Here is an 18,936-nt window from a genome sequence, read left to right on the forward strand (position 1 = left end):
AGCGTTTCGGTCAGCGCGGCCGCGAGCGCCGCGTCGAAGTCGAAATGCGGATTCAGGGCCGCGTCTTGCCGGTGATGCCGTGCCCCGAACCCGATCGCGCCCGCCGCCGTGAGGGCCGGGCCGGCGAGGTCGATCGGTATGCGCCGGGGGCGGCGCCGGAAAGCGGATCGCCCGCGCGAGGCCGGCATCCACGATCGGCCGGAGGCGCTGTCGGTGGCGGCCGCGACGCTGCGATATCTCCAGCCGATGCAGCGGCCGCCTCACGGGCGTGACGCGGGCGAGCGGTATCGTCAGCCGGCGCAATGAATGCGCACTGTGAGCAATTCTATTGACCCGTTGCGCGTAATGCGCGCATTTGAACGCGGTCACGAAGTTCATCGTGGCTCAATACGCTAAAATCCCGCAGCCAAGCGCGGGAATTGCGCGCTATGCGCAGGGAGGGAACAGAGATGCAGATCCCGATCAAGCGGGCGATCGAGCGCGTGCCCGGCGGCATGATGGTCGTCCCCCTGCTCACGGGCGCGCTCATCGCGACCTTCTTCCCCGGCACCCCGAAATTCTTCGGGTCGTTCACGGGCGCCCTGTTCTCGGGGGCGCTGACGATCCTGGCGGTGTTCTACGTCTGCATGGGGGCGAGCATCGACTTCCGCGCCACCCCCTACATCGTCAAGAAGGGCGGCACGCTGCTGATCGTGAAGATCGGGATCGCCCTGATCCTGGGGCTCGTCTTCGGCCGGGTCCTCGGCGAGGCGCCGGTGGCGGCCGGAATGTTTGCCGGTCTGTCCACCCTGGCCGTGGTCGCCAGCATGAACGACACCAACGGCGGCCTCTACATGGCGCTGATGGGCCAGTACGGGCGCCCGCGCGATGTCGGCGCCTACACGGTCATGTCGCTGGAGAGCGGCCCGTTTCTCACGATGGTGACGCTGGGCGTCGCCGGCCTCTCGGCCTTTCCCTGGCAGACCCTGGTGGGTGCCGTCCTGCCGCTCCTCGTCGGCATGATCATCGGCAATCTCGACCGCGAGATGCGCGCCTTCCTGAGCCGCGCGATCCCGGTGATGATCCCGTTCTTCGCCTTCGCGCTGGGCGCGGGCCTCGATCTCACCAAGGTGTGGCAGGCCGGCCTGCTCGGTTTGGCGATGGGCGTCGCGGTCGTGGTCTTCACCGGAATCCCGCTGTTCCTCGCCGATCGCCTGACCGGCGGCACCGGTGTCGCGGGGGTCGCCGCGGCGTCCACCGCCGGCAACGCGGCGGCCGTCCCGGCGATCGTCGCCGCCGCGAACCCGGCCTATGCCGACGCGGCCGGTCCCGCGACGATCCTGGTCGCCGCCTGCGTCGTCGTCACGGCGATCCTGGTCCCGATCGTCACCGCCTGGACGGCCAAGATGGTCGGCCGCGGCGCGGACGAGGCGGAGATGTCCGAGGACGCACCCGTCGTGCCCGTGCCGGTCAGCCGCGCCTGAGATGGACGCGCGCTGGCTCATCCTCGCCGACGATCTGACCGGCGCCGCGGATTGCGCGATCGCGTTCCGGCGACGCGGCCGCAGCGCCGCCGTGACCTGGGGCGCGGCGGTCCCGGACCCGTCGATCCCGGTCCTCTCCTACGATGCCGACAGCCGCGGCCTCGCCGCGGAGGCGGCCGCGCAGCGTCATGCGGCCTTGCTGGAGCGGCTGCACGATCCGGAGCGGCGCCTGTTCAAGAAGATCGACTCGACCCTGCGCGGCCAGCCCGCGGCCGAGAGCGCCGCGACGCTGGCGCATCTGCGTGCCCGCTCCGGTCGGGCCTTCGGCGTGCTGGCGCCGGCTTTCCCCGGGACCGGCCGGACCACGGTGGACGGCCGGATGCGGGTCGGCGGTCGTCCGCTGGAGGAGGCGGAGGTCTGGCGGCGCGATCACACCTATGCCAGCGCCGCGCTCGGCGCGATGCTGGCCTCGGCCGGGATCCGGTCCAGATCGCTCACCCTGCCGACGGTGCGCGGCGGTCGCCTCGCCGACGGGCTGGCGGAGGTGGCGGCCGGCCCCGAGGCGGTCGCCGTCTGCGATGCCGAGACCGATGACGATCTGCGCCGCATCGCCGAGGCGGGCCTCGCCGCGACGCCCTGGGCCGTGTTCATCGGCAGCGCCGGCTTGGCGCATGCGCTCGCGGCCTCCGGCCCGACGGCTGCCCTTGAGCCGGTTCGGATCGCACCGGACCGGCGCGGCTCGCTCCTCGTCGTCGGTTCGCTGGCCGAAGTCTCGCGCGCGGGCGCCAGGCGTCTCCTCGCCGATGGCGCCGTGGTACATCTGCCGGTGGCGCCCGAGACCCTGCTCGCGGCGGACGGTCCGTCGCATCTGGCGACGCCCATCGCGGCGCGGCTGGCCGCCGGCCAGGACGTCTTGGTCGAGATCCTGCTGGCGGGCGAGCCCGACATGCGCCTCGGCCCCCGGCTCGCGCAGGCGCTCGCCGATGCGCTGGCCCCGATCGCCGGGCAGATCGGGGCGCTGGCGGCCACGGGTGGCGAGACCGCGGCCGCCCTGTTGACGCGCTTCGATATCCACGGGATCCAGCTCGCCGACGAGATCGAGCCGGGCGTCTCGCTCGGCCTCACCCTGGGTCGGCTCTCGATCCCCATCGCCACGAAGGCGGGGGCGTTCGGCGATGCCGACAGCCTCACGCGCATCCGTGACCGCCTGCGCCGCGCGCGAACCGAAGGAAACCTCTCATGACCCGTCCGACCATCGTCATCACCATGGGCGATCCCGCCGGCATCGGGCCGGAGATCATCATGAAGGCGCTGGCCCACCCGGAGGTTCACGCGCTCTGCCGGCCGCTGGTGATCGGCGATGCCGGGCGCCTGCGGCAGGCGGGACGCATCGTCGGGGCCACGATCGGTGTCGATTCGCTCGCCGACGCGGGCGCGGCGGCGTTCGGCGCCGGAGCGGTCCAGTGCGTCGACCTGAAATGCGTCCCCGACGACCTGCCGTTCGGACGCGTGTCGCCGATCGCCGGCGAGACCGCCTATCGCTGCATCGCGGCGGCGGTGGAGATCGTGCAGGCGGGACACGCTCAAGGGATCTGCACCGCGCCGCTCTCGAAGGAGGCGCTGCACGCGGCCGGCCACAAGTTTCCCGGCCATACCGAGATGCTCGCGCACCTCACCGGGACGCCGGAAGTGTCGATGATGCTGGTCTCGCCCAAGCTCCGGGTGATCCACGTCACGACCCATATCGGCCTGATCGACGCGATCGCGCGGATCGAGCCCGGCCTGGTCGAGCGGGTCATCGCCCGCGGGCACGCCGTGCTGGTGAAGGCCGGCATCGCCGATCCGAAGATCGGCGTCTGCGCCATCAATCCGCATGCGGGCGAGAACGGCCTGTTCGGCCATGGCGAGGAGGCGGAGAAGATCACGCCGGCCATCGAGGCCTGCCGGGCCAAGGGCTGGGACGTGCGCGGGCCGCTGCCCGCCGACACGCTGTTCTTCCTCGCCGGGCGGGGCGACTACGACATGGTGGTCGCCATGTACCACGATCAGGGTCACGGACCGATCAAGGTGCTGGGCCTCGAAGCCGGGGTGAACATCACCGTCGGCCTCCCGGTGATCCGCACCTCCGTCGACCACGGGACGGCCTTCGACATCGCCGGCACGGGCGTCGCGGACGAGCGCAGCCTCATCGAGGCGCTCCGCCAGGCGGTCGAGCTGGCCCCGAAGCCGGCAGCCGCCTGACGGGCGCGCTCGTATCGGTGGGAGGATCCTCTGTCGCGGATCGGCAAAGCGGGTACGGCGCTGCGCGGGCGTGAGCGCCGGGCGCGGCTGCTGGAGGCGCTCGGGCTCGGCGAGATCGACGTGGACGATCTCGCGCGCCGGTTCGGCGTCTCCGCCTCCACCGTCCGGCGCGACCTCCAGCACCTCTCCGACACCAAGGCGGTGCGACGGACCTATGGCGGCGCGATCCTGGCCGCCCCCTCGGCCGAGACGACGCTCGACCAGAGGCTGGCGGTCAACGGCCCCGAGAAGCAGGCGATTGCTCGCGCGGCGCTCGCGCTCATCACGGACGGCGAGACCCTGATCCTCGATGCCGGCTCCACCGTGACGGCCTTCGGGCGCCTCCTGCTCGACCGGCGCCTGCGCATCATCACGAACAACCTCGCCCTGCTGCCCCTTCTCGCCCGCGCCCCGGAGATCGACCTCGTAGTGCTCGGCGGCAGCGTCCGGACGACCAGCATGGGCACGGTCGGCCCGCTGGCGGTCGAGGCGCTCCGCCGGATGACGGCGGACCGCGCGGTGATGAGCGCCGACGGCGTGGTCGCCGGACGCGGCCTGTGCGAGGCGAGCCTCGATCAGGTCGCGCTCAAGTCTGCGATGATCGCGCAGGCGCAGGATACCGTTGTCCTGGCCGACGCGGGCAAGCTCGGTCGCGCCGAGCAGCGGGCCTGGGCGCCGCTGCCGCCGCGCTGGACCCTGGTGACCGATGCGGCGGCCTCGCAGGACCAGCGGCAGCACTTGGCTGCGGACGGTGCCAGCTTGGTGGTGGCCGACACCCTGCGGTAGACGCCTGGCCGCGCCGAAGCCGCCAAGCATCGGCCTCGGTCAGGCGACCCGCTGCGCGGGCGAGGCCAGACCCAGCTCGGCGCGGAACAGCGCCTCCATCTCGCGCCGGATGCGGATCGCCTGGTGGCTCGTATCGTAGGCCACGTCGCTCCAGCGGACCGCCCGGCCGGCAGGGACGTCGTGGGCCAGCACGAGGTTGTGCGCGAGCCCGATCGGCAGCGCGTCCTGCGCCAGGGACTCGGCCGTCGGCATCAGCTTGCCGTAGACCGTGAAGCCGCCCTCGCCGTCGAGGCGCTCCCCGGCTTTCAGGGCGCGCTTGGCGGTGGCGGCCACGTCGCCGCGCCAGGCGCCGGTGGCGCCCGTCGCCTCGCCCCGGACTGCGATCGAGGCGACCGAGATCCCGAGCTCGAGGCCGATCAGGTGGTAGGGCTTGTACGTGGCCGCGTAGCGGCCGGTGTCGTCGGTCTTCAGCCCGTATTGCGCGAAGCAATCCTGCACGTAGCGGCTCGGCGCCGCGAACACGGCGAAGACGCCCCAGCGCAGGTCGCGGAAGACCGGGCGCCCGTCCCGCTCGAGGGAGGACACCACCTCGACGGTGCCGCGCTCGGTCAGGATGCCGCCATCCGCCACCGGCCGCAGGACCATCGGCAGGTCGTCGACGCCGCAGGCCGGGAAGGCCAGGCCGTCGCGCGGCGGGGTCAGGTCACAGGCATTGGCCACCGCGGCCATCTCCAGGGCCGACTTGGTGCCGTCCAGGAAGGAGTTGAACATCTGCGGATTGAAGTCGCCGCCCGCGACCTGCTCGGCGCTGAAGCCGTAATGGCCCCAGACCGTGTCGGGGGTGGAAGCGTGATAGGCCGGCAGGTACTTCGTCCCCTTGCCGGCGCAGACCACCTCCAGCCCGATCGTGCGCGCCCAGTCGACCAGTTCGGCGATGAGCGCCGGCTGGTCGCCGGAGGCCATGGAGTAGATCACCCCGGCCTCGGCGGCGCGGCGGGCGAGCAGCGGTCCGGCCAGCACGTCGGCCTCGACGTTGACCATGACGATGTGCTTGGCGTGCGCGCAGGCCTTGAGGGCGTGGTGGATGCCGGCGGCCGGGCTGCCGGTCGCGTCGATCACGATGTCCACGAACGGGCTGGCGATCAGGGCGTCGGCATCGTCGGTGACGCAGGTCGCGCCGGTCCGTGCGGCCTCTTCCAGGCTGGGGGCCGCGAACCGGGCCTCGTCCCAGCCCACCCGGCGCAGCGCCTGGCGTGCCCGGTCGGGTGAGAGGTCGGCCAAGGCGGTCAGGTGGATGCCGGGCGTCCGGGGCGCCTGCGACAGGTACATCGAGCCGAACTTGCCGGCGCCGATCAGGCCCACGCGGACCGGGCGCCCCTCCTCGGCGCGACGCTGCAGCTTGGCGAACATCGACATGGCGCTCTCCCGGCGTGTCGCGCGGTCGGTCGGACGTCCGGGTCCGTGCCCGCCGCGTATGCATGGTCTTGCCGGTTCGGCATTATCATGCGTTTCAGCGCCTGCCCATGCGGCGGCGGCCGCGCTCTGCGACCGGCGGGACTCGCCTTAGCCCGCGGCCCGGCTCTCCTGTTCGCGATCCAGAAGCCAGCGGCGGAAGGCCCGGATCTTCTCCAGGTCCCGATCCCGCTCGCGGTAGCAGATGAAGTGGAGATCCCGGTACAGGCTCGCGAGGCGGCCTGCGCCGAGCCGCACGAGCTGCCCGGCGCCGAGCTCCTGCTGGGCGAATCGCAGGCTCTCCAGCGCGACCCCGAGCCCCTGGATCGCGGCCGCGATCACCAGGGAACCGCGGTCGAAGGCCGGCCCGGAGGCCGCGGCGGGGGCCGGACAGCCGTTATGCGCGAACCAGTCCGGCCAGCGCACGGGGCTGAACGACGAATCCAGCCGGGTGAAGCCCTGGATGGTGGCGGGCTCGATCGGCCCGATGGACCGGGCAAGGTCCGGTGTGCACAGGGCCGCGATCTCCTCGGGGCCCAGCGACTCGACCGCCAAGCCGGGACCGCGCGGCGGACGGCCATAGGCGATCAGGATATCGATCTCCTCGTGCCGGCCGAGGTCGATCGGATCGGCATTGCTCGAGAGGCGGATGCCGATATCGGGATGCGCCTCCACGAAGGCATGCAGCCGCGGACCGAGCCACTTGGCGGCGAAGCTCGGGGTGCAATGCACGGCGAGCGAGGAGGGCGGCGGCGGGCTCAATTCCGCGCAGAGCGCCTCGATCGCGTCGAAGGCCTGTCCGAGGCCCGCGCACAGGCGCTCGCCGTCCGCGGTCAGCGTCGCCTGGCGGTTGGCGCGCCGGAACAGGGCACGCCCGAGGGTACGTTCGAGCGCGCGGATCTGGTGGCTCACCGCCGAGGGCGTGAGATGCAGCTCCTCGCTCGCCCGGGCGAAGCTGCCGAGGCGCGCGGCCGCCTCGAAGGCCCGCAGGGCGGGAAAGCTCGGTATCCGGCGCATGCATCAATCCGTGAATTGGATTCACGAAAACAGTGAAAAATCGTCGTTTGTCAACGCGAGGACCCGGCACGATAGTGCTTGTCATGCCCCGATAACGGACCATGATCCGTATTTCGCCTGACCCAAACAGGATCCGCCATGCTGGACGACCATGCCCACGACAGCGACATCGCCATCGACCTGCCCAACGACAGCGCGGGCCGCAAGCGGACCTCGATCTACCAGCCCGAGCAGGCGGGCCTGATCTTCCCGGAGATCCCCCAGTTCGCCAACCACGCCGAAGAGCGCGAATACCGCAAGCAGCACCTTGTGGCCGCCTGCCGCGCCTTCGCGATGCACGGCTTCGATTACGGCTTCGCCGGTCACCTGACGATCCGCGATCCCGAGCGTCCGGAGCTGTACTGGACCAACCCGATGTGCGTGCACTTCTCGCAGGTGCGGATGTCGAACCTGATCCTCGCCGACCACAAGGGTGACGTGGTCGAGGGGCGCTACGCGATCAACCGCGCCGGCTTCGTGCTGCATGCCGCCGTGCACGACGAGCATCCCGACGTCATGGCGATGTGCCACGCGCACACGACCTACGGCACCGCCTGGTGCGCCACCGGCCGGCCGCTGGACATGATCAGCCAGGACGCGGCCGCCTTCTACAACAGCCACGCGGTGATCGGCGCCTCGGCCGGCGCCGTGGCGGTGGAGAAGGCGAGCGGCCTCTCGGTGGCCCAGCAGATCGGCCGCAACCGCGGCGTGCTGCACCAGAACCACGGCCTGCTCACCTGCAGCCGCCACAGCATCGATGACGCGGCGTTCTGGTTCATCGCCCTGGAGCGGGCCTGCAAGCAGCAACTCCTGGTCGAGGCGACCGGCATCAAGCCGCAGCTCCTGTCGGAGAAGACCGCCCGCTACAGCCGCGAGCATGTCGGCAGCGACTATATCGGCTGGCTGCACTTCCAGACGCTCTACAGCCACATCGCGGCGACCCAGCCCGATATGTTCGAATAAGGCCGGCGCCGGCCCGGTGCCGGTCGCGGACGCATCGCCTCTGCACGAAGGGCCGGCCGCAAGGTCGGCCCTTCTGCTGTCGGCGCCCGATTTGCCTGTCGACAACCTGCGCGGTCGGCAACCTTTCCGGCTTGAAACGTGTCGTCCTCCCGTCGCGGGGCGTCGGAGAGGCCGTCATGATGGGTTTGGGTGTGTTCTGTGTGGTCGCCGGCACCAGCCTGGCCGCCGCATCCCTGTGGGCGCCCCGGTACCGCGCCCTCCTGGAAGGGATGGGCGGCTGCCTGTTCCTGGCGGGGCTGGGCTGCGCCGGTGCGGATCTGGCGCTGGCATCCTGATCCGCGCCGATCGGCCGGAACGATCCAGCGGGTTTTCGCGGGGCGGGGTTGCCAAGCTTGACCATATAGGCCAGCCTGTACGTAAGTAATGCGTCCCAATTGGAGCCGCCCCGGAGTGCCAATGCTGGTCAATCACACGCGCCGCTTGCTCAATAAGGCGGCCGAATCCGGCGATTGTCGGATTTCCATCCAGCGGAAGCCGAACGCGTCCTGGCCCGCCGATCACAGCCGGCTCACCGCCCTCGAAAGCGTCGGCCATCTGGAGCGGATCGGTCACGGCGACGAATGCGCGATCTGGCAGATCACCTCCGCCGGCCTGACGCAGCTTCACACCTTCGCTGCGGGAGGCGTATGATGGCCTCGATCAAGATCCGCGCGACCGATGACGGCACCTTCGTGGTCTATCGCAACGGCGCGGCCGTGGCCTCCGGGCTGACCCGCCATCAGGCTGAGCGCTGCGCGACGGTCCTGGGCTGGATTGCCCCGCATTCCTGAGCGGGTATCGATCGCAAGGAATCGTTAACCCTGTCGATCTAGCCAGACTGCACCAGCCGCTCGCTGGCCTTCCACGCCCATCCGATTTCGCCCCTCAACACGGGTGGGCGTGGAAGCCGAAGCGATCCCCGCCAGTCCGCCTCAGAGCGCCCGCGCGTAGCCGGGCCGCAGGTCGATGGCCTGGGCGGTGGCCTGGGATAGGCGCACCTCGGTCAGCGTGACCTCGGCGCCGTCCTTCACGGCCTCCTTGACGATCTGAACGCCGCTGTCGGGATTGTCCGCGATCACCGCGTAGAACACCGTCAGCAGGCAGTCCGGGGCGTCTTCGTCCCGGCGCGCGACCTTCACGATGAAGGCGGTTTGGTTCGGCTCGATCATGGCAGACGTCGTATTCCGTTCCTGACGTGGAGTGATAACCCGAGGGTCAGGCCGCGGTCAGGCGCTTGGTGTTGAACGCGACGTGTTCGCGGTAGCGGGCGATCACCGTCTCGGGGGAGCCGCCCGTCATCAGCGTCGTCATGGCCTCGCCGGCGGCCTGCATCTTCTCGGTGACCATGGATTGCGCCTCGGCCATCCCCTCACTGCCGCCCCAGGCGAGGCGGACCAGGCGCAGTTCGACAACGCGCTGAGCCTCGATCGCCAGCATCATCCAAGAGAAGAAGGGATTGTACACGGCACACTCCGAACCGCGGCAGATGCGGCGGGGACTAAACTCGGCGGTCGTCCGGAACGATCCACCGGCGACGCGCGGGTCCGACCCGCGTTCCGGGCCGGCCTGCCTCTTGGCATGGGAACGCGCTCAGATCACCCGCGCGCGAGCCGCTCGCGGATGAGCGCGTGGAGCGCACGGAGATCGCTGCCGAACTGCCGGATGCCTTCGGCGAGCTTCTCGGTGGCCATGGCGCTCTCGTTCATCTCCCAGCGGAACGAGAACTCGTCGGTCGCCGGTACCTCGGGCGCCTCGCCGTAGGAGTCGGGCGACAGGGCGCGGGGGAGGGGATCCTCCGTCGCGGCGAGCTCTTCGAGGAGCTTGGGCGAGATGGTGAGCCGGTCGCACCCGGCAAGCGCCTGGATCTGGCCGATGGTGCGGAACGAGGCGCCCATCACAACGGTCTTGATCCCGCGCGCCTTGTAGGCGGCGTAGATCGCCCGCACCGACTGGACGCCCGGATCCTCGGCGCCCGAAAACGTCTTGCCCTCGGCCTTGGCGTACCAGTCGGTGATCCGGCCGACGAAGGGAGAGATCAGGAACACGCCGGCATCCGCACAGGCCATGGCCTGGACCAGGGAGAACAGCAGGGTCAGGTTGCAGTCCACGCCCTCGCGCTGGAGCACGCGGGCGGCCTGGATGCCCTCCCAGGTCGAGGCGATCTTGATCAGCACCCGGTCGCGCGACACGCCGCGCTCGTCGTAGGCGCGGACGATCGCCCGGGCCTTCTCCAGCGTCCGGTCGGTGTTGAACGACAGGTTGGCGTCGACCTCGGTGGAGACGCGGCCCGGCACCAGCTTGGTCAGCTCGTAGCCCACCGACACGGCGAGCCGGTCGGCCACAGCCTGGACGACATCCTCGGTCTCGCCGCCCTGCGTCTTGCCCCAGGCCACCGCCTCGTCGACGATCGGGGCGAGACCCTCCATGCTGGCCGCCTTCAGAAGCAGCGACGGATTGGTCGTGCAATCGACCGGCTTCAGCTTCTCGATGGCGCCGATGTCGCCGGTATCGGCGACCACCACGGTCATGGCGCGGAGTTGATCGAGCAGCGATGTCATGGCGTACCTCGTAGATTGGCCCCCGGTCGGCGATGCCGTCGGACCGCCGCGCCCGTGCTCCCGGACCCATACCAAGCGTCCGGAAGGCTTCGACGCCGCACGGTTCCAGCCGAATCGCCCGGTGGGCGCACCCGGACCGCTCCGTAGCACACCGGCGTCGGATCAGCCGACCGCGCGCCAGTTGCGCAGCGACAGGGACCACGCCTGCGCCTCGTTGTAGGCGACAGCCACACAGCCGTGGCTGACGATCTTGGCCAGCATGATCCTGTCGCCCACCGCGGTGATCTGGATCACGGTGGGGCCGTAGCCGGCATCACCGACGAGGCAGGTCCCGACGTTCCAGCCCTGCTCGCGGCAGATCTCCGCCGCGCACCGGTGATCGTGTCGGGTCACGGATTGGCGCTGCGCGCGGCCGGCTGCGGATAGGACGGGTTGCCGCCCGGAACCGCGCTGCTGTTCGACGGCGACGTCGCACCGCCGGTGCCGTTCTCGCTGCCGGTGACTTGCTTGCGCGAGGCCGCCTGGCTCTGGCTGGCGTAATCCGGCGGCGAGCTCGCGCCCTGCCACGTCATCAGCCCCGCCAGTGCGGCGACCATGAGCGCGACGCTGGCGATCAGGACGATGAGCGCGGGCCGGCCGCGCTTGCCCTGCCGGCCGTCCTGGCCGGAGAGTTGTTCTGCCATCTTGGATCCTCGTTGCCCCGCCGTGCGGGGGCTGAAGCGCGTGCCACCGAAGGGGTGTTCGGCGGCAGCGTGCGCGTTGACCATGTGAAAGGAACAGGCCGTTGGTCGGATGGGTCCGCCCCTGTGGCCTTATGCATCGGCCGGGGTGTCCCGGGATCCGGGCCGTCAGGCGGTGAAGATCAGCAGCAGCGCACCGAGACTGCCCAGGGCGGTGACGCTGATGCCGCTCATGAAGGCGACGTCCCAGCCGGCGAACTTGTTCGTGACCGGCGCGAAGCGATAGGCGGAATGCGTTACGAGCGCACCGAGCACCGCGAGGGCCAGTGCGACCGACATCAAGAGTGTCATTGGGGTTGATCCTTCATCCGCCGGTGGCGGGACTGACCAACCTCCGCAGATACGGCCAACGGATCAGCGCTCCTGAATATCCACGGTCCGTCGAACGGATGCATGCCGCCGATGACGCATGGCCCGACGGTCCGCAAACCGTTCCGGCCTGCGCGTTCCGATGCAGGCCGATGGGCCGCCTGGACCGGCACCGTACGGGGGGCGACGCCTGAATCGGCCGGCGATCTCCGGCTATCGACGGGCGGGAGACCATTTCTGATCGATAACAACCGCGTCAGTGATGCAGGCATACCAGTAAAAATAACGTAGGTCAGGGAACCTGCTTGTGCGCAACCCGTTTGAGCCCCGCTGCCGACAGGGCAGGGATCAACGTCAGGGGAGCCGGACAGGTCGTGACGGCATGCGTCGAAGACAGAAGGTCCGGCCGATCGACACCGAATCCCGGGGCCGATCCATACAAATATTCGAGATCGCCCAGGCCGGGTCTCGCGCAAAATCCCCTGCTGGAGCCCATCTCTTTCGTCTAAAAATCTAGTCCTTTTGTACCATTGAACGCGCGAATGTCGCGCACATCTGATGTCCGGTCCGGGGTCTGCTGAAGCCCGCCGAGGTGCCCATGACCGAACGCACGAAAGTCCCGTCCGCCGAGCACCTCCAGGCCTCGGTGAAGGAGGCCATCGGCAAGCTCACCGGCGATCCCCGGATCGCGGCCGAGGGGAAGCGTCAGAAACGGGCACCCCGGCCATCCAGGCCGGCCGAGCCCCGCGACGACTGAGCCACGTTTCCGAAGGGCGCCACCCCCGGTGCCGTTCGCCACGAACCAAGTTCAACCGGAGAACGACATGGTCGATATCGACAGGATCACGGGCGCTGCGAAGGAATTCGGCGGCAAGGTACAGGGTGCGGTCGGCGACCTCACCGGCTCGCGGACCGATTCCGTCGAGGGCCGCTTCCGTGAGGCGAGCGGACAGGCCGAGAACCTCTACGGCCAGGCCCGCGACACGGTCCGGCACGCGGCCGATGAGGCCGCCGATTACGCCGAGGAGGCCTACGAGCGCGGTGGTCATTACCTGCGCCGCGGCACCCGCGAGGTGAGCCATCAGGTCGCCGAGTACCCGCTCGCCTCCCTGCTGGTCGCCGGCCTCGCCGGCTTCGGCCTCGGCCTCCTCGTCAGCGCCAGCCGCGACTGATCCCAGCTTCCACGTCCACAGACGACCGACGACCCGGAGTAACAGCGTGACCACCATCCAGACCACCGCGTCCCCCGTGGCCGCAGGCGCGGCCGCCGATACGCGCGCCGTCCTGCTGAACCAGGTTTCCTGGGGCGCGATCTTCGCCGGTGCCACCACGGCGCTGGTGACCCAGGTGATCCTGAACCTGATCGGTGCCGGCGTGGGCCTGGCGTCCTTCGGCCCCGTGGCCGCCGACAACCCCGCCGCCTCGACCGCCTCCATGGGCGCAGGGATCTGGTTCGTGGCCTCGGGCATCGTGGCGGCTCTGGTCGGCGGCGCCATCGCCGGGCGGCTGTCCGGTAAGCCGCTGCCGGGGACGGCGGGCCTGCACGGTCTGGTCTCCTGGGCGGTGACGACCCTGGTGGTGCTCTACCTTCTGACCTCCGCGGTCGGCGGCCTCATCGGCGGCGCCTTCAGCGGCGTGACCAGCACGCTGGGCGGGGCCGGCAGCCTCGTCGGCGGCACGGTCCAGACGGCCGCCCAGGCCGCCGCGCCCTCGCTCGCCAAGATCACGAACCCGCTCGACGGGATCGAGAGCACGGTGCGCCAGCAGGCCGCCGGCCAGGACCCGCAGGCGGCCCGCGATGCCGCCGTGGCGGCCGTGAAGGCCCTGTTCACCGGCGATCCGGCCCAGAAGCAGCAGGCCGAGGCCCGGGCTGCGGACGCCCTCGCCAAGGCGCAGAACATCCCGGTCGAGCAGGCCCGCCAGCAGGTCCAGGATTACGAGAAGCAGTACGACCAGGCGGTCGCCACGGCCAAGCAGAAGGCTGAAGCCGCCGCCGTCGCCGCGAAGTCCGCGGCCACGCAGGGCGCCTTCTACGCCGCCCTGGCGCTGGTGCTCGGCGCGCTCGCCGGTTTCCTGGGCGGCCGCTTCGGCGCTCCCAAGCCCGTCAGCTTGCTCGGCGCCTACGAGACCCGCCGCGCTTGATCCCCATCGGTCCCCGCCCTCCGGCAGGGACCCCTCCCGACCGGCACAAGCCGGCCATGTCGCAACCCTGAAGGAGAGTTTCGATGAGCAGCACCACAGACAAGATCAAGGGCCTGGCCAACGAGGCCGTCGGCAACGTCAAGCAGGCCGCCGGCAACGTGACGGGCAACGACAAGCTCGTGGCCGAGGGCAAGGCGCAGGAGCTCAAGGGCGAGGCGCAGAAGACCGTGGGCGACGTCAAGGACGGCGCCAAGAACTTGGCCGACAAGGTCACCGGCCGGAGCTGAGGCCGATCGGCGGGGCCGGCAGCGCCGGTCCCGTCCCGATCAACCGTGAAACCAGGAGAGCAGCATGAACCGCGACCAGATCGAGGGCGCATCCCGTCACGTGAAGGGCCGGGCCCAGACCACCCTTGGCGGCCTCACCGGCGATGCGGGCCGGCAGGTCCGCGGCGCCGTGAATCAGGTGGCCGGCGGGGCGCAATACGTCTACGGCCGCGCTCGCGACCGGGCCGAGGATCTCGCCGAGGATGGCCGGCACCTGGCTCACGCCGCCTCCGAGCGTGCCGACCACCTCATCGATGACGGCCGCCGCTACGCCCGCGAGGCCCGCCGCCGCGGTGAGACCTACGGCCGCCAGGCTGTCCGCTACGCCGACACCAACCGCAGCAGCACCCTGCTCGGCATCGCCGCGCTGGCCTTCGCGGCCGGCTGGCTGACCCGCCGCGGCCGCTGATATCGCGCCCGATGCGGAAACGTGGGAACCGGTTTTCCGAAACCATCAGGCGCTAGGATAGAGCCGAGATCCGACCGACGCCCGGCCTCGTCCGCAGAGGTCGGGCGGGTTCCGGTCCTGGACGGGGGAGGGCACGGCCGATGAGGCGGTTCGGCACGCTGCTCCTGCGCCCGGAGATCGTCTTCCTGATCCTCGCCATCGGGCTCGGGCTCGCCGCCGCTGCGGCCTATTGGGCCTCGCGCGCGACGGTGCTGACGGTGGCGGTCGCTCCCCGGGACGGCACCGAGCCGGCCGTGATCCAGGCCTATGCCGACGCCCTGGCGAAGCGGCACAAGGAGATCCGGCTCAAGATCCTGCCCTTCGACGACGTGCGCGACAGCGCCGAGGCACTCGGCGACGGCCGGGCCGACCTGGCCGTGGTCCGGCCCGACGTCGCGCTGCCGGATAACGGCCTGACCCTCGCCATCCTGCGCGATCAGGCCATGATCATCGCCTCGCCCGAGGCCTCGGGCATCACGGCGTTTCCCGATCTCGACCGCAAGCGCCTCGCGATCCTCGCCCACCGGGACGCCGACGAGACGCTGATCCGGTCGATGCTGGCCCATTACGGCCTGACGCTGGCCGGCCAGGACAGCACGGGACCGCTCCCGCCCGGGCAGGTCGCCCTCGTGGAGGTCGGCGAGGCCGACCTGACCGCCGCCCTGACCCGCAAGGCGGTGGACGCCGTGGTTTCGGTGATCGCCCCCACCGCCCCGGCGGCGCAGCGCATCGTCGAGAGCGTCCAGGCCGCGAGCCCCACCGGAAAGGTCGCCTTCGTCGACGTGGAGAATGCCGACGCCATCGTGGCCCGGATGCCGCGCCTCCAGATGGTGAGCATGCCGGCCGAGACCTTCGGGGGCAGACCCAAAGTGCCGGAGGCGGACGTGCACACGGTCGGGGCCTCCTACCGGCTCATGGCGCGCGCGAGCCTGTCCTGCCCGGTGGCGGCGGACGTGACCCAGCACCTGTTCGAGCTGCGCAGCGGCATGGCCAACGCGACCTCGGCCGCCGATTACGTCCAGGCGCCGGCCTATGACAGCACCGCGGGCGCCACGAGCGCGCGGCTGCCGATCCATCCGGGGGCGGTCGATTATTTCGAGCGCGAGCAGCAGAGCTTCGTCGAGCGCTACGAGACCTGGATCTATCTCGTCGCCTTCCTGGGCGGCGGCATCGGCTCGGGCGTCGCCTGGGTCGGGCAGCGGCTCTCGCGGCTGCGGCGCGAGCGGATTGAGGAGGCGACCGACCGGCTCCTGGCGATCCGGCAGGAGGCGCAGGATGCGCCCGATCCCGAACGCCTGATCATGCTCGCCCGCGAGATCGACGATCTGGCCGGCGACATCGCCCGGCATGCCCTGGAGCGGCCCACCGAGGCCCGGACCCTGTCGGCGGCGGCCATCGCCATCGACGCCGCCCGCTCGACGATCAAGCGCGTGATCGCCGCCGGCCGCCACGGCGACGACGCTCCGGCGCTGGCGGGCCAGACCGTCACCGCCGGACCCGAGACGGCCTGACCCGAAGCTCAGGGTGCCTTCCGGCGGGCCTGGGCGGCGGCCCATTCCCGGTCGCGCTCGGCCTGGGCGGCGCGCTGCTCGGCGGCGTAGGCCTCCTGCTCGGCCCGCTCCCGTTTCCGCTTGAGCTCGGCCGAGGCCGCGGCCCGCTTCTTCCACGCCTCCGTCTCCGCCTTCTGGCGCCGCAACTCTTCGACGGTGATCGGCTTCACCGGCTCCTTCGGCTGCGCCCACGCGAAGGGCCGCCGCGGCGGTGGCGGCCTGCGCGGCGGCTCCGGATCCGGCCCGGGCCGGGACCCGCGCAGGCCCGCGATGGCCGCGTCCAGCGTCAGCCCGAGGCCGGCGGCGATGCGCGTCGCGGCGGCGCGTGCCGCGTCCCGCTCGCCCGCAGTCGCACCTCGGGCCGCCAGGGCGAGGCACTTCTCGAAGCGGTCACGCTCGGCCGGCGTCATGGCGGGTCCCGGATCGGCAGATTCGGTGCGGTCTTATACGGTTTCGGCGTCGAGGACCCTGCCGGCGGCGTCGCGTCAACGGTTGTTCAGGAGCGACCGGGCCAGGAGATGCAGGGTCGCGCCGAGGCCGAGCGCGCAGGTCGAGACCACCAGGACCTGCAGCCCGCTGATGCCGGGCCGCGGGCCGAAGCTGTAGGCCAGCAGCGAGCCGCACGACCCGGCCGAGACGACGCCGGACGCGATGGTGTTGAGCCACGTCGCCGAAAGGCGGCGCCGTTCATCGTTGATGTCGCCCATGGCCGGCTCCCATCGCGGGCGAATGCAAGCTTATTTTCATACAGAAGGAATTATTACCAGAAGTTGTGGTCCGCTGCAAGGGCCGACACGGCCGGGCCAACCCCCTCTCAATGCGCCCCCGTCCGGCAGCGGGCATAACCCCGGGAGATCAGCCGGCCCTGCTGGGCCGCGCGCCGCTCCGCCTCGTCGAGGTCGATCAGTGCGTCGGCGATCGCCGCCACCAAGGCGCTCCAGGCATCGCCCCGGGCTGCCCGGTGATAGGCCAGCGCGATCGCCTCAGCCTCGGTCAGCCGTAGGTCCGCGGGCGGTTCGTGCGGGTGTGCATGCATAGCCAGTCCGTCCTTATGAGAACATATAGCGAACAAACCGCAGGCACGGCTTCGGTTCAACCCCTCGCGCGCCGCAAGGCCGGATTCCGGTGGAGGGCTGTTGATCGATCCCGAAAACCGCAATGCCGGCGGGGCCTTACCGCGCCCGCCCGACGGGCCCGGAATCGCGCCGTCCCGCGGCAGACCGCGGCGATTGAAGGATGGGGCGGGCCCGCAGGGAACGGGTCATGCCGGCGCACCCGTCAGCAGGCACGCAGCCTCGACGAGAAACACGGGATCGGCCGGTCTGACGCGGTGGACGTTGGCGCCCGCCGCGTAGACCCGGTTCGCGTCCGGGCCCCGGGCCTCGGTGCTGATCGTGGCTACCGGGGGCGCCTGAAGCGACCAGGCGGCGAATCCGGAACACAGAGGCGCAGCCCGTTCATCTTGGGCCTGCCGATGTCGAGGATCATCGGCGCGATACCGCCGAGCGGCGCCTTCTCCAAGTCCTCGACGCCGTTGGCGGCCTCCTCGACGGTGAGCCCGGCCGGCCGGACGTACCCGTATCAATCCTGCTCGATCGGTTTCTGATAGACGATCGTGTCGCCGAACTTGCGCGGCAGAAACAGCGACGACATCCGGCTCATGCTCTCGGAATGGCCGAGGCAGATGAAGCCCCCCGGAGTCAGGCATTCGTAGAGCGCTTCGATCGCAGAGCGTCGCGACGTGTCGTCGAAATAGATGAGCAGGTTGCGGCAGAAGATGACGTCCATCGCGCGGTAGGCATGCATGTGAAGCGGATCGGACAGGTTGGCGATCGAGAACTCGATGGAGCCGCGCAGATCCTCGTGGATCTCGAACTGGTCCTCGCCGATCCGGCGGAAATACTTTCTGCGTAATTCTGGGGATAGCCGTTGCAGGGAGCGATTGCCGTAGATCCCCTTGCTGGCATCCGCCAGGACCCGGGAGTCGATGTCCGATCCGGTGATCTCGATCGCGAACTCGCCTGCCCGCGACCAGTATTCGAGAATCTGGATCGCGATCGAGTACGGCTCCTCGCCGGTCGAGCACGGCATCGACCAGATCCGCAAGGTCCCGCCGGGTCGGCGCGTCCGGGTGATCTCGGGCAGGATGCCGCGTACCAGCGCGTCGAACTGGTAATCCTCGCAGAAGAAGTAGGTCTCGTTGACCGTCATCAGGTTGACGAGATGCTGCAGCTCCTCGCCCGAGGCCTGAAGGCGTAGCAGGGTGAAATACGACCTGAAGCTGTCGCTCCCGGTCTTGGCGATCCGCTCCAGCAGGCGCGTCTCGACGAAATATTCCTTCTCGCTGCTGAACGAGATTCCGGTGCGGCGATAGAAATACGCGTAGAACTGCTTGTATTCGTCCTCGGTGATCGGGATCGCCGGGCCGGCCGGCCAGGAGCTGCGGGTCGTCTGCATCACGATCCTCCGATCCGGCGAATCGCCACGGCGGCCGCGAAGCGGATGAACGAGACCTCGGGACAGCGCGCGGCCAAGGCCTGGAGCGGCGCGATGGCGCTCGCCTTGCCGATCTCCGGCAAGCCGTCCACCCCCGCCGCGGGCGACGTGATGCGGATCCGCGTCGTCAGGCTCGCGATCCGGCGCCGCTCGGCGCTCGCGGGCGCGGCAAGGCCGGCCTGCGGCGGTCCGTCGGCGGCTTTCGCGATCGGGTTCGGCTTCTCAAGGTCCATGGCAGTATCCCCCGGCTCTCGGGGGCAGGGACGCAAGCGACGCGCCGGCCCGGGCCGCTTCGGCCGAGCCGTTGAAGGCTGACGTGCTTTCCCTC

General features: G+C 70.4%; 27 protein-coding genes. 14 read left to right on the forward strand and 13 right to left on the reverse strand.

The genetic code is table 11. The features are described 5' to 3' along the window. The first annotated feature begins 449 nt into the window (after positions 1-449). The 4 genes from MKK65_RS23095 to MKK65_RS23110 all read left to right on the forward strand — a co-directional run bounded on the left by MKK65_RS23095 (position 450) and on the right by MKK65_RS23110 (position 4,529). Positions 450-1,463: a 2-keto-3-deoxygluconate permease gene (locus MKK65_RS23095; RefSeq protein ID WP_058191766.1), complete on the forward strand. Its 1,014-nt coding sequence runs from the start codon at positions 450-452 to the stop codon at positions 1,461-1,463. Between the two features lies 1 nt (position 1,464). Then, complete coding sequence (locus tag MKK65_RS23100; RefSeq protein WP_243960361.1) at positions 1,465-2,706, forward strand: four-carbon acid sugar kinase family protein; 1,242 nt, start codon at positions 1,465-1,467, stop codon at positions 2,704-2,706. Further along, positions 2,703-3,704: a 4-hydroxythreonine-4-phosphate dehydrogenase PdxA gene (gene pdxA / locus MKK65_RS23105; RefSeq protein ID WP_243960362.1), complete on the forward strand. Its 1,002-nt coding sequence runs from the start codon at positions 2,703-2,705 to the stop codon at positions 3,702-3,704. Before MKK65_RS23100 ends, pdxA begins: the two co-directional genes overlap by 4 nt. Positions 3,705-3,794: 90 nt before the next feature. Further along, a complete protein-coding gene (locus MKK65_RS23110; protein WP_348272354.1) occupies positions 3,795-4,529 on the forward strand; it encodes a DeoR/GlpR family DNA-binding transcription regulator in 735 nt (244 codons plus the stop codon). Between the two features lie 39 nt (positions 4,530-4,568). Here MKK65_RS23110 and MKK65_RS23115 read toward each other — a convergent pair whose 3' ends face one another. Together MKK65_RS23115 and MKK65_RS23120 are read right to left on the reverse strand one after the other, a co-directional pair. Beyond that, a complete protein-coding gene (locus MKK65_RS23115) occupies positions 4,569-5,945 on the reverse strand; it encodes an NAD(P)H-dependent oxidoreductase (RefSeq protein ID WP_243960364.1) in 1,377 nt (458 codons plus the stop codon). Positions 5,946-6,092: 147 nt separating this feature from the next. Continuing rightward, positions 6,093-6,998 carry a LysR substrate-binding domain-containing protein gene (locus tag MKK65_RS23120; protein WP_058191771.1) on the reverse strand — a complete coding sequence of 302 codons (906 nt, stop codon included), beginning with the start codon at positions 6,996-6,998 and terminating at the stop codon, positions 6,093-6,095. 138 nt (positions 6,999-7,136) lie between these two features. Here MKK65_RS23120 and MKK65_RS23125 point away from each other — a divergent pair, with 138 nt between their 5' ends. The 4 genes from MKK65_RS23125 to MKK65_RS23140 all read left to right on the forward strand — a co-directional run bounded on the left by MKK65_RS23125 (position 7,137) and on the right by MKK65_RS23140 (position 8,830). Then, positions 7,137-8,000: a class II aldolase/adducin family protein gene (locus tag MKK65_RS23125; RefSeq protein ID WP_243960365.1), complete on the forward strand. Its 864-nt coding sequence runs from the start codon at positions 7,137-7,139 to the stop codon at positions 7,998-8,000. A gap of 176 nt (positions 8,001-8,176) precedes the next feature. Next, the gene (locus MKK65_RS23130; protein WP_201025735.1) at positions 8,177-8,335 is read left to right on the forward strand and encodes a hypothetical protein; all 159 of its coding nucleotides are present in this window, start codon (positions 8,177-8,179) and stop codon (positions 8,333-8,335) included. A 121-nt stretch (positions 8,336-8,456) separates the two neighbouring features. Further along, complete coding sequence (locus MKK65_RS23135) at positions 8,457-8,690, forward strand: hypothetical protein (RefSeq protein WP_243960366.1); 234 nt, start codon at positions 8,457-8,459, stop codon at positions 8,688-8,690. After that, a complete protein-coding gene (locus MKK65_RS23140; RefSeq protein WP_243960467.1) occupies positions 8,687-8,830 on the forward strand; it encodes a hypothetical protein in 144 nt (47 codons plus the stop codon). Before MKK65_RS23135 ends, MKK65_RS23140 begins: the two co-directional genes overlap by 4 nt. A gap of 141 nt (positions 8,831-8,971) precedes the next feature. On the opposite strand, the gene MKK65_RS23145 is transcribed toward MKK65_RS23140, so the two are convergent. The 6 genes from MKK65_RS23145 to MKK65_RS23170 all read right to left on the reverse strand — a co-directional run bounded on the left by MKK65_RS23145 (position 8,972) and on the right by MKK65_RS23170 (position 11,628). Further along, positions 8,972-9,208: a hypothetical protein gene (locus MKK65_RS23145; protein WP_058191775.1), complete on the reverse strand. Its 237-nt coding sequence runs from the start codon at positions 9,206-9,208 to the stop codon at positions 8,972-8,974. 46 nt (positions 9,209-9,254) lie between these two features. Further along, complete coding sequence (locus MKK65_RS23150) at positions 9,255-9,503, reverse strand: hypothetical protein (RefSeq protein WP_058191776.1); 249 nt, start codon at positions 9,501-9,503, stop codon at positions 9,255-9,257. 131 nt (positions 9,504-9,634) lie between these two features. Next, positions 9,635-10,597 (reverse strand): transaldolase, encoded by a 963-nt coding sequence (tal, locus tag MKK65_RS23155; RefSeq protein ID WP_243960367.1) that lies wholly within the window; start codon positions 10,595-10,597, stop codon positions 9,635-9,637. 162 nt (positions 10,598-10,759) lie between these two features. Continuing rightward, the gene (locus tag MKK65_RS23160; protein WP_058191778.1) at positions 10,760-10,990 is read right to left on the reverse strand and encodes a hypothetical protein; all 231 of its coding nucleotides are present in this window, start codon (positions 10,988-10,990) and stop codon (positions 10,760-10,762) included. Further along, a complete protein-coding gene (locus MKK65_RS23165) occupies positions 10,987-11,280 on the reverse strand; it encodes a hypothetical protein (protein ID WP_058191779.1) in 294 nt (97 codons plus the stop codon). Before MKK65_RS23165 ends, MKK65_RS23160 begins: the two co-directional genes overlap by 4 nt. A gap of 165 nt (positions 11,281-11,445) precedes the next feature. Beyond that, positions 11,446-11,628, reverse strand: coding sequence for a hypothetical protein (locus MKK65_RS23170; protein ID WP_058191780.1), 183 nt, complete (start codon positions 11,626-11,628; stop codon positions 11,446-11,448). 616 nt (positions 11,629-12,244) lie between these two features. Here MKK65_RS23170 and MKK65_RS23175 point away from each other — a divergent pair. The 6 genes from MKK65_RS23175 to MKK65_RS23200 all read left to right on the forward strand — a co-directional run bounded on the left by MKK65_RS23175 (position 12,245) and on the right by MKK65_RS23200 (position 16,073). Then, positions 12,245-12,403 (forward strand): CsbD family protein, encoded by a 159-nt coding sequence (locus MKK65_RS23175; RefSeq protein ID WP_243960368.1) that lies wholly within the window; start codon positions 12,245-12,247, stop codon positions 12,401-12,403. Positions 12,404-12,470: 67 nt separating this feature from the next. Next, complete coding sequence (locus tag MKK65_RS23180; RefSeq protein ID WP_243960369.1) at positions 12,471-12,818, forward strand: CsbD family protein; 348 nt, start codon at positions 12,471-12,473, stop codon at positions 12,816-12,818. Between the two features lie 46 nt (positions 12,819-12,864). Beyond that, entirely contained in the window at positions 12,865-13,788 is a 924-nt protein-coding gene (locus tag MKK65_RS23185; RefSeq protein ID WP_243960370.1) for a PhnA-like protein, read from the forward strand. Between the two features lie 83 nt (positions 13,789-13,871). Beyond that, positions 13,872-14,075: a CsbD family protein gene (locus MKK65_RS23190; RefSeq protein ID WP_058191783.1), complete on the forward strand. Its 204-nt coding sequence runs from the start codon at positions 13,872-13,874 to the stop codon at positions 14,073-14,075. Positions 14,076-14,139: 64 nt separating this feature from the next. Continuing rightward, complete coding sequence (locus tag MKK65_RS23195) at positions 14,140-14,523, forward strand: CsbD family protein (RefSeq protein ID WP_243960371.1); 384 nt, start codon at positions 14,140-14,142, stop codon at positions 14,521-14,523. Positions 14,524-14,663: 140 nt separating this feature from the next. Further along, on the forward strand, positions 14,664-16,073 hold the full coding sequence (locus tag MKK65_RS23200; RefSeq protein WP_243960372.1) for a TAXI family TRAP transporter solute-binding subunit: 1,410 nt from the start codon (positions 14,664-14,666) through the stop codon (positions 16,071-16,073). Positions 16,074-16,081: 8 nt separating this feature from the next. On the opposite strand, the gene MKK65_RS23205 is transcribed toward MKK65_RS23200, so the two are convergent. From MKK65_RS23205 to MKK65_RS23225, 5 genes are all read right to left on the reverse strand, one after another. Further along, positions 16,082-16,522 (reverse strand): hypothetical protein, encoded by a 441-nt coding sequence (locus MKK65_RS23205; protein ID WP_243960373.1) that lies wholly within the window; start codon positions 16,520-16,522, stop codon positions 16,082-16,084. Between the two features lie 75 nt (positions 16,523-16,597). Beyond that, on the reverse strand, positions 16,598-16,819 hold the full coding sequence (locus tag MKK65_RS23210; protein WP_243960374.1) for a hypothetical protein: 222 nt from the start codon (positions 16,817-16,819) through the stop codon (positions 16,598-16,600). Positions 16,820-16,926: 107 nt separating this feature from the next. Next, positions 16,927-17,148 (reverse strand): hypothetical protein, encoded by a 222-nt coding sequence (locus MKK65_RS23215; protein WP_058191599.1) that lies wholly within the window; start codon positions 17,146-17,148, stop codon positions 16,927-16,929. Positions 17,149-17,693: 545 nt separating this feature from the next. After that, complete coding sequence (locus MKK65_RS23220) at positions 17,694-18,569, reverse strand: CheR family methyltransferase (RefSeq protein WP_243960375.1); 876 nt, start codon at positions 18,567-18,569, stop codon at positions 17,694-17,696. Further along, entirely contained in the window at positions 18,569-18,841 is a 273-nt protein-coding gene (locus MKK65_RS23225; RefSeq protein ID WP_243960376.1) for a hypothetical protein, read from the reverse strand. The genes MKK65_RS23220 and MKK65_RS23225 overlap by 1 nt, the downstream gene beginning before the upstream one ends. Positions 18,842-18,936: the final 95 nt, after the last annotated feature.

This window comes from Methylobacterium sp. J-001, from assembly GCF_022829565.1.
Lineage (GTDB): Bacteria > Pseudomonadota > Alphaproteobacteria > Rhizobiales > Beijerinckiaceae > Methylobacterium.

Excerpts from the sequence above, each read along its gene's own strand:
- MKK65_RS23195 (WP_243960371.1), top strand. The coding sequence starts at position 14,140 with ATGAACCGCGACCAGATCGAGGGCGCATCCCGTCACGTGAAGGGCCGG.
- MKK65_RS23140 (WP_243960467.1), top strand. The coding sequence starts at position 8,687 with ATGATGGCCTCGATCAAGATCCGCGCGACCGATGACGGCACCTTCGTG.
- MKK65_RS23225 (WP_243960376.1), bottom strand. The coding sequence starts at position 18,841 with ATGGACCTTGAGAAGCCGAACCCGATCGCGAAAGCCGCCGACGGACCG.
- MKK65_RS23210 (WP_243960374.1), bottom strand. The coding sequence starts at position 16,819 with ATGGGCGACATCAACGATGAACGGCGCCGCCTTTCGGCGACGTGGCTC.
- MKK65_RS23125 (WP_243960365.1), top strand. The coding sequence starts at position 7,137 with ATGCTGGACGACCATGCCCACGACAGCGACATCGCCATCGACCTGCCC.
- MKK65_RS23100 (WP_243960361.1), top strand. The coding sequence starts at position 1,465 with ATGGACGCGCGCTGGCTCATCCTCGCCGACGATCTGACCGGCGCCGCG.
- MKK65_RS23130 (WP_201025735.1), top strand. The coding sequence starts at position 8,177 with ATGATGGGTTTGGGTGTGTTCTGTGTGGTCGCCGGCACCAGCCTGGCC.
- MKK65_RS23220 (WP_243960375.1), bottom strand. The coding sequence starts at position 18,569 with ATGCAGACGACCCGCAGCTCCTGGCCGGCCGGCCCGGCGATCCCGATC.
- MKK65_RS23115 (WP_243960364.1), bottom strand. The coding sequence starts at position 5,945 with ATGTCGATGTTCGCCAAGCTGCAGCGTCGCGCCGAGGAGGGGCGCCCG.
- MKK65_RS23135 (WP_243960366.1), top strand. The coding sequence starts at position 8,457 with ATGCTGGTCAATCACACGCGCCGCTTGCTCAATAAGGCGGCCGAATCC.
- MKK65_RS23215 (WP_058191599.1), bottom strand. The coding sequence starts at position 17,148 with ATGCATGCACACCCGCACGAACCGCCCGCGGACCTACGGCTGACCGAG.
- MKK65_RS23190 (WP_058191783.1), top strand. The coding sequence starts at position 13,872 with ATGAGCAGCACCACAGACAAGATCAAGGGCCTGGCCAACGAGGCCGTC.
- pdxA (WP_243960362.1), top strand. The coding sequence starts at position 2,703 with ATGACCCGTCCGACCATCGTCATCACCATGGGCGATCCCGCCGGCATC.
- MKK65_RS23170 (WP_058191780.1), bottom strand. The coding sequence starts at position 11,628 with ATGACACTCTTGATGTCGGTCGCACTGGCCCTCGCGGTGCTCGGTGCG.
- MKK65_RS23095 (WP_058191766.1), top strand. The coding sequence starts at position 450 with ATGCAGATCCCGATCAAGCGGGCGATCGAGCGCGTGCCCGGCGGCATG.
- MKK65_RS23175 (WP_243960368.1), top strand. The coding sequence starts at position 12,245 with ATGACCGAACGCACGAAAGTCCCGTCCGCCGAGCACCTCCAGGCCTCG.
- MKK65_RS23205 (WP_243960373.1), bottom strand. The coding sequence starts at position 16,522 with ATGACGCCGGCCGAGCGTGACCGCTTCGAGAAGTGCCTCGCCCTGGCG.
- MKK65_RS23145 (WP_058191775.1), bottom strand. The coding sequence starts at position 9,208 with ATGATCGAGCCGAACCAAACCGCCTTCATCGTGAAGGTCGCGCGCCGG.
- MKK65_RS23200 (WP_243960372.1), top strand. The coding sequence starts at position 14,664 with ATGAGGCGGTTCGGCACGCTGCTCCTGCGCCCGGAGATCGTCTTCCTG.
- tal (WP_243960367.1), bottom strand. The coding sequence starts at position 10,597 with ATGACATCGCTGCTCGATCAACTCCGCGCCATGACCGTGGTGGTCGCC.
- MKK65_RS23165 (WP_058191779.1), bottom strand. The coding sequence starts at position 11,280 with ATGGCAGAACAACTCTCCGGCCAGGACGGCCGGCAGGGCAAGCGCGGC.
- MKK65_RS23180 (WP_243960369.1), top strand. The coding sequence starts at position 12,471 with ATGGTCGATATCGACAGGATCACGGGCGCTGCGAAGGAATTCGGCGGC.
- MKK65_RS23120 (WP_058191771.1), bottom strand. The coding sequence starts at position 6,998 with ATGCGCCGGATACCGAGCTTTCCCGCCCTGCGGGCCTTCGAGGCGGCC.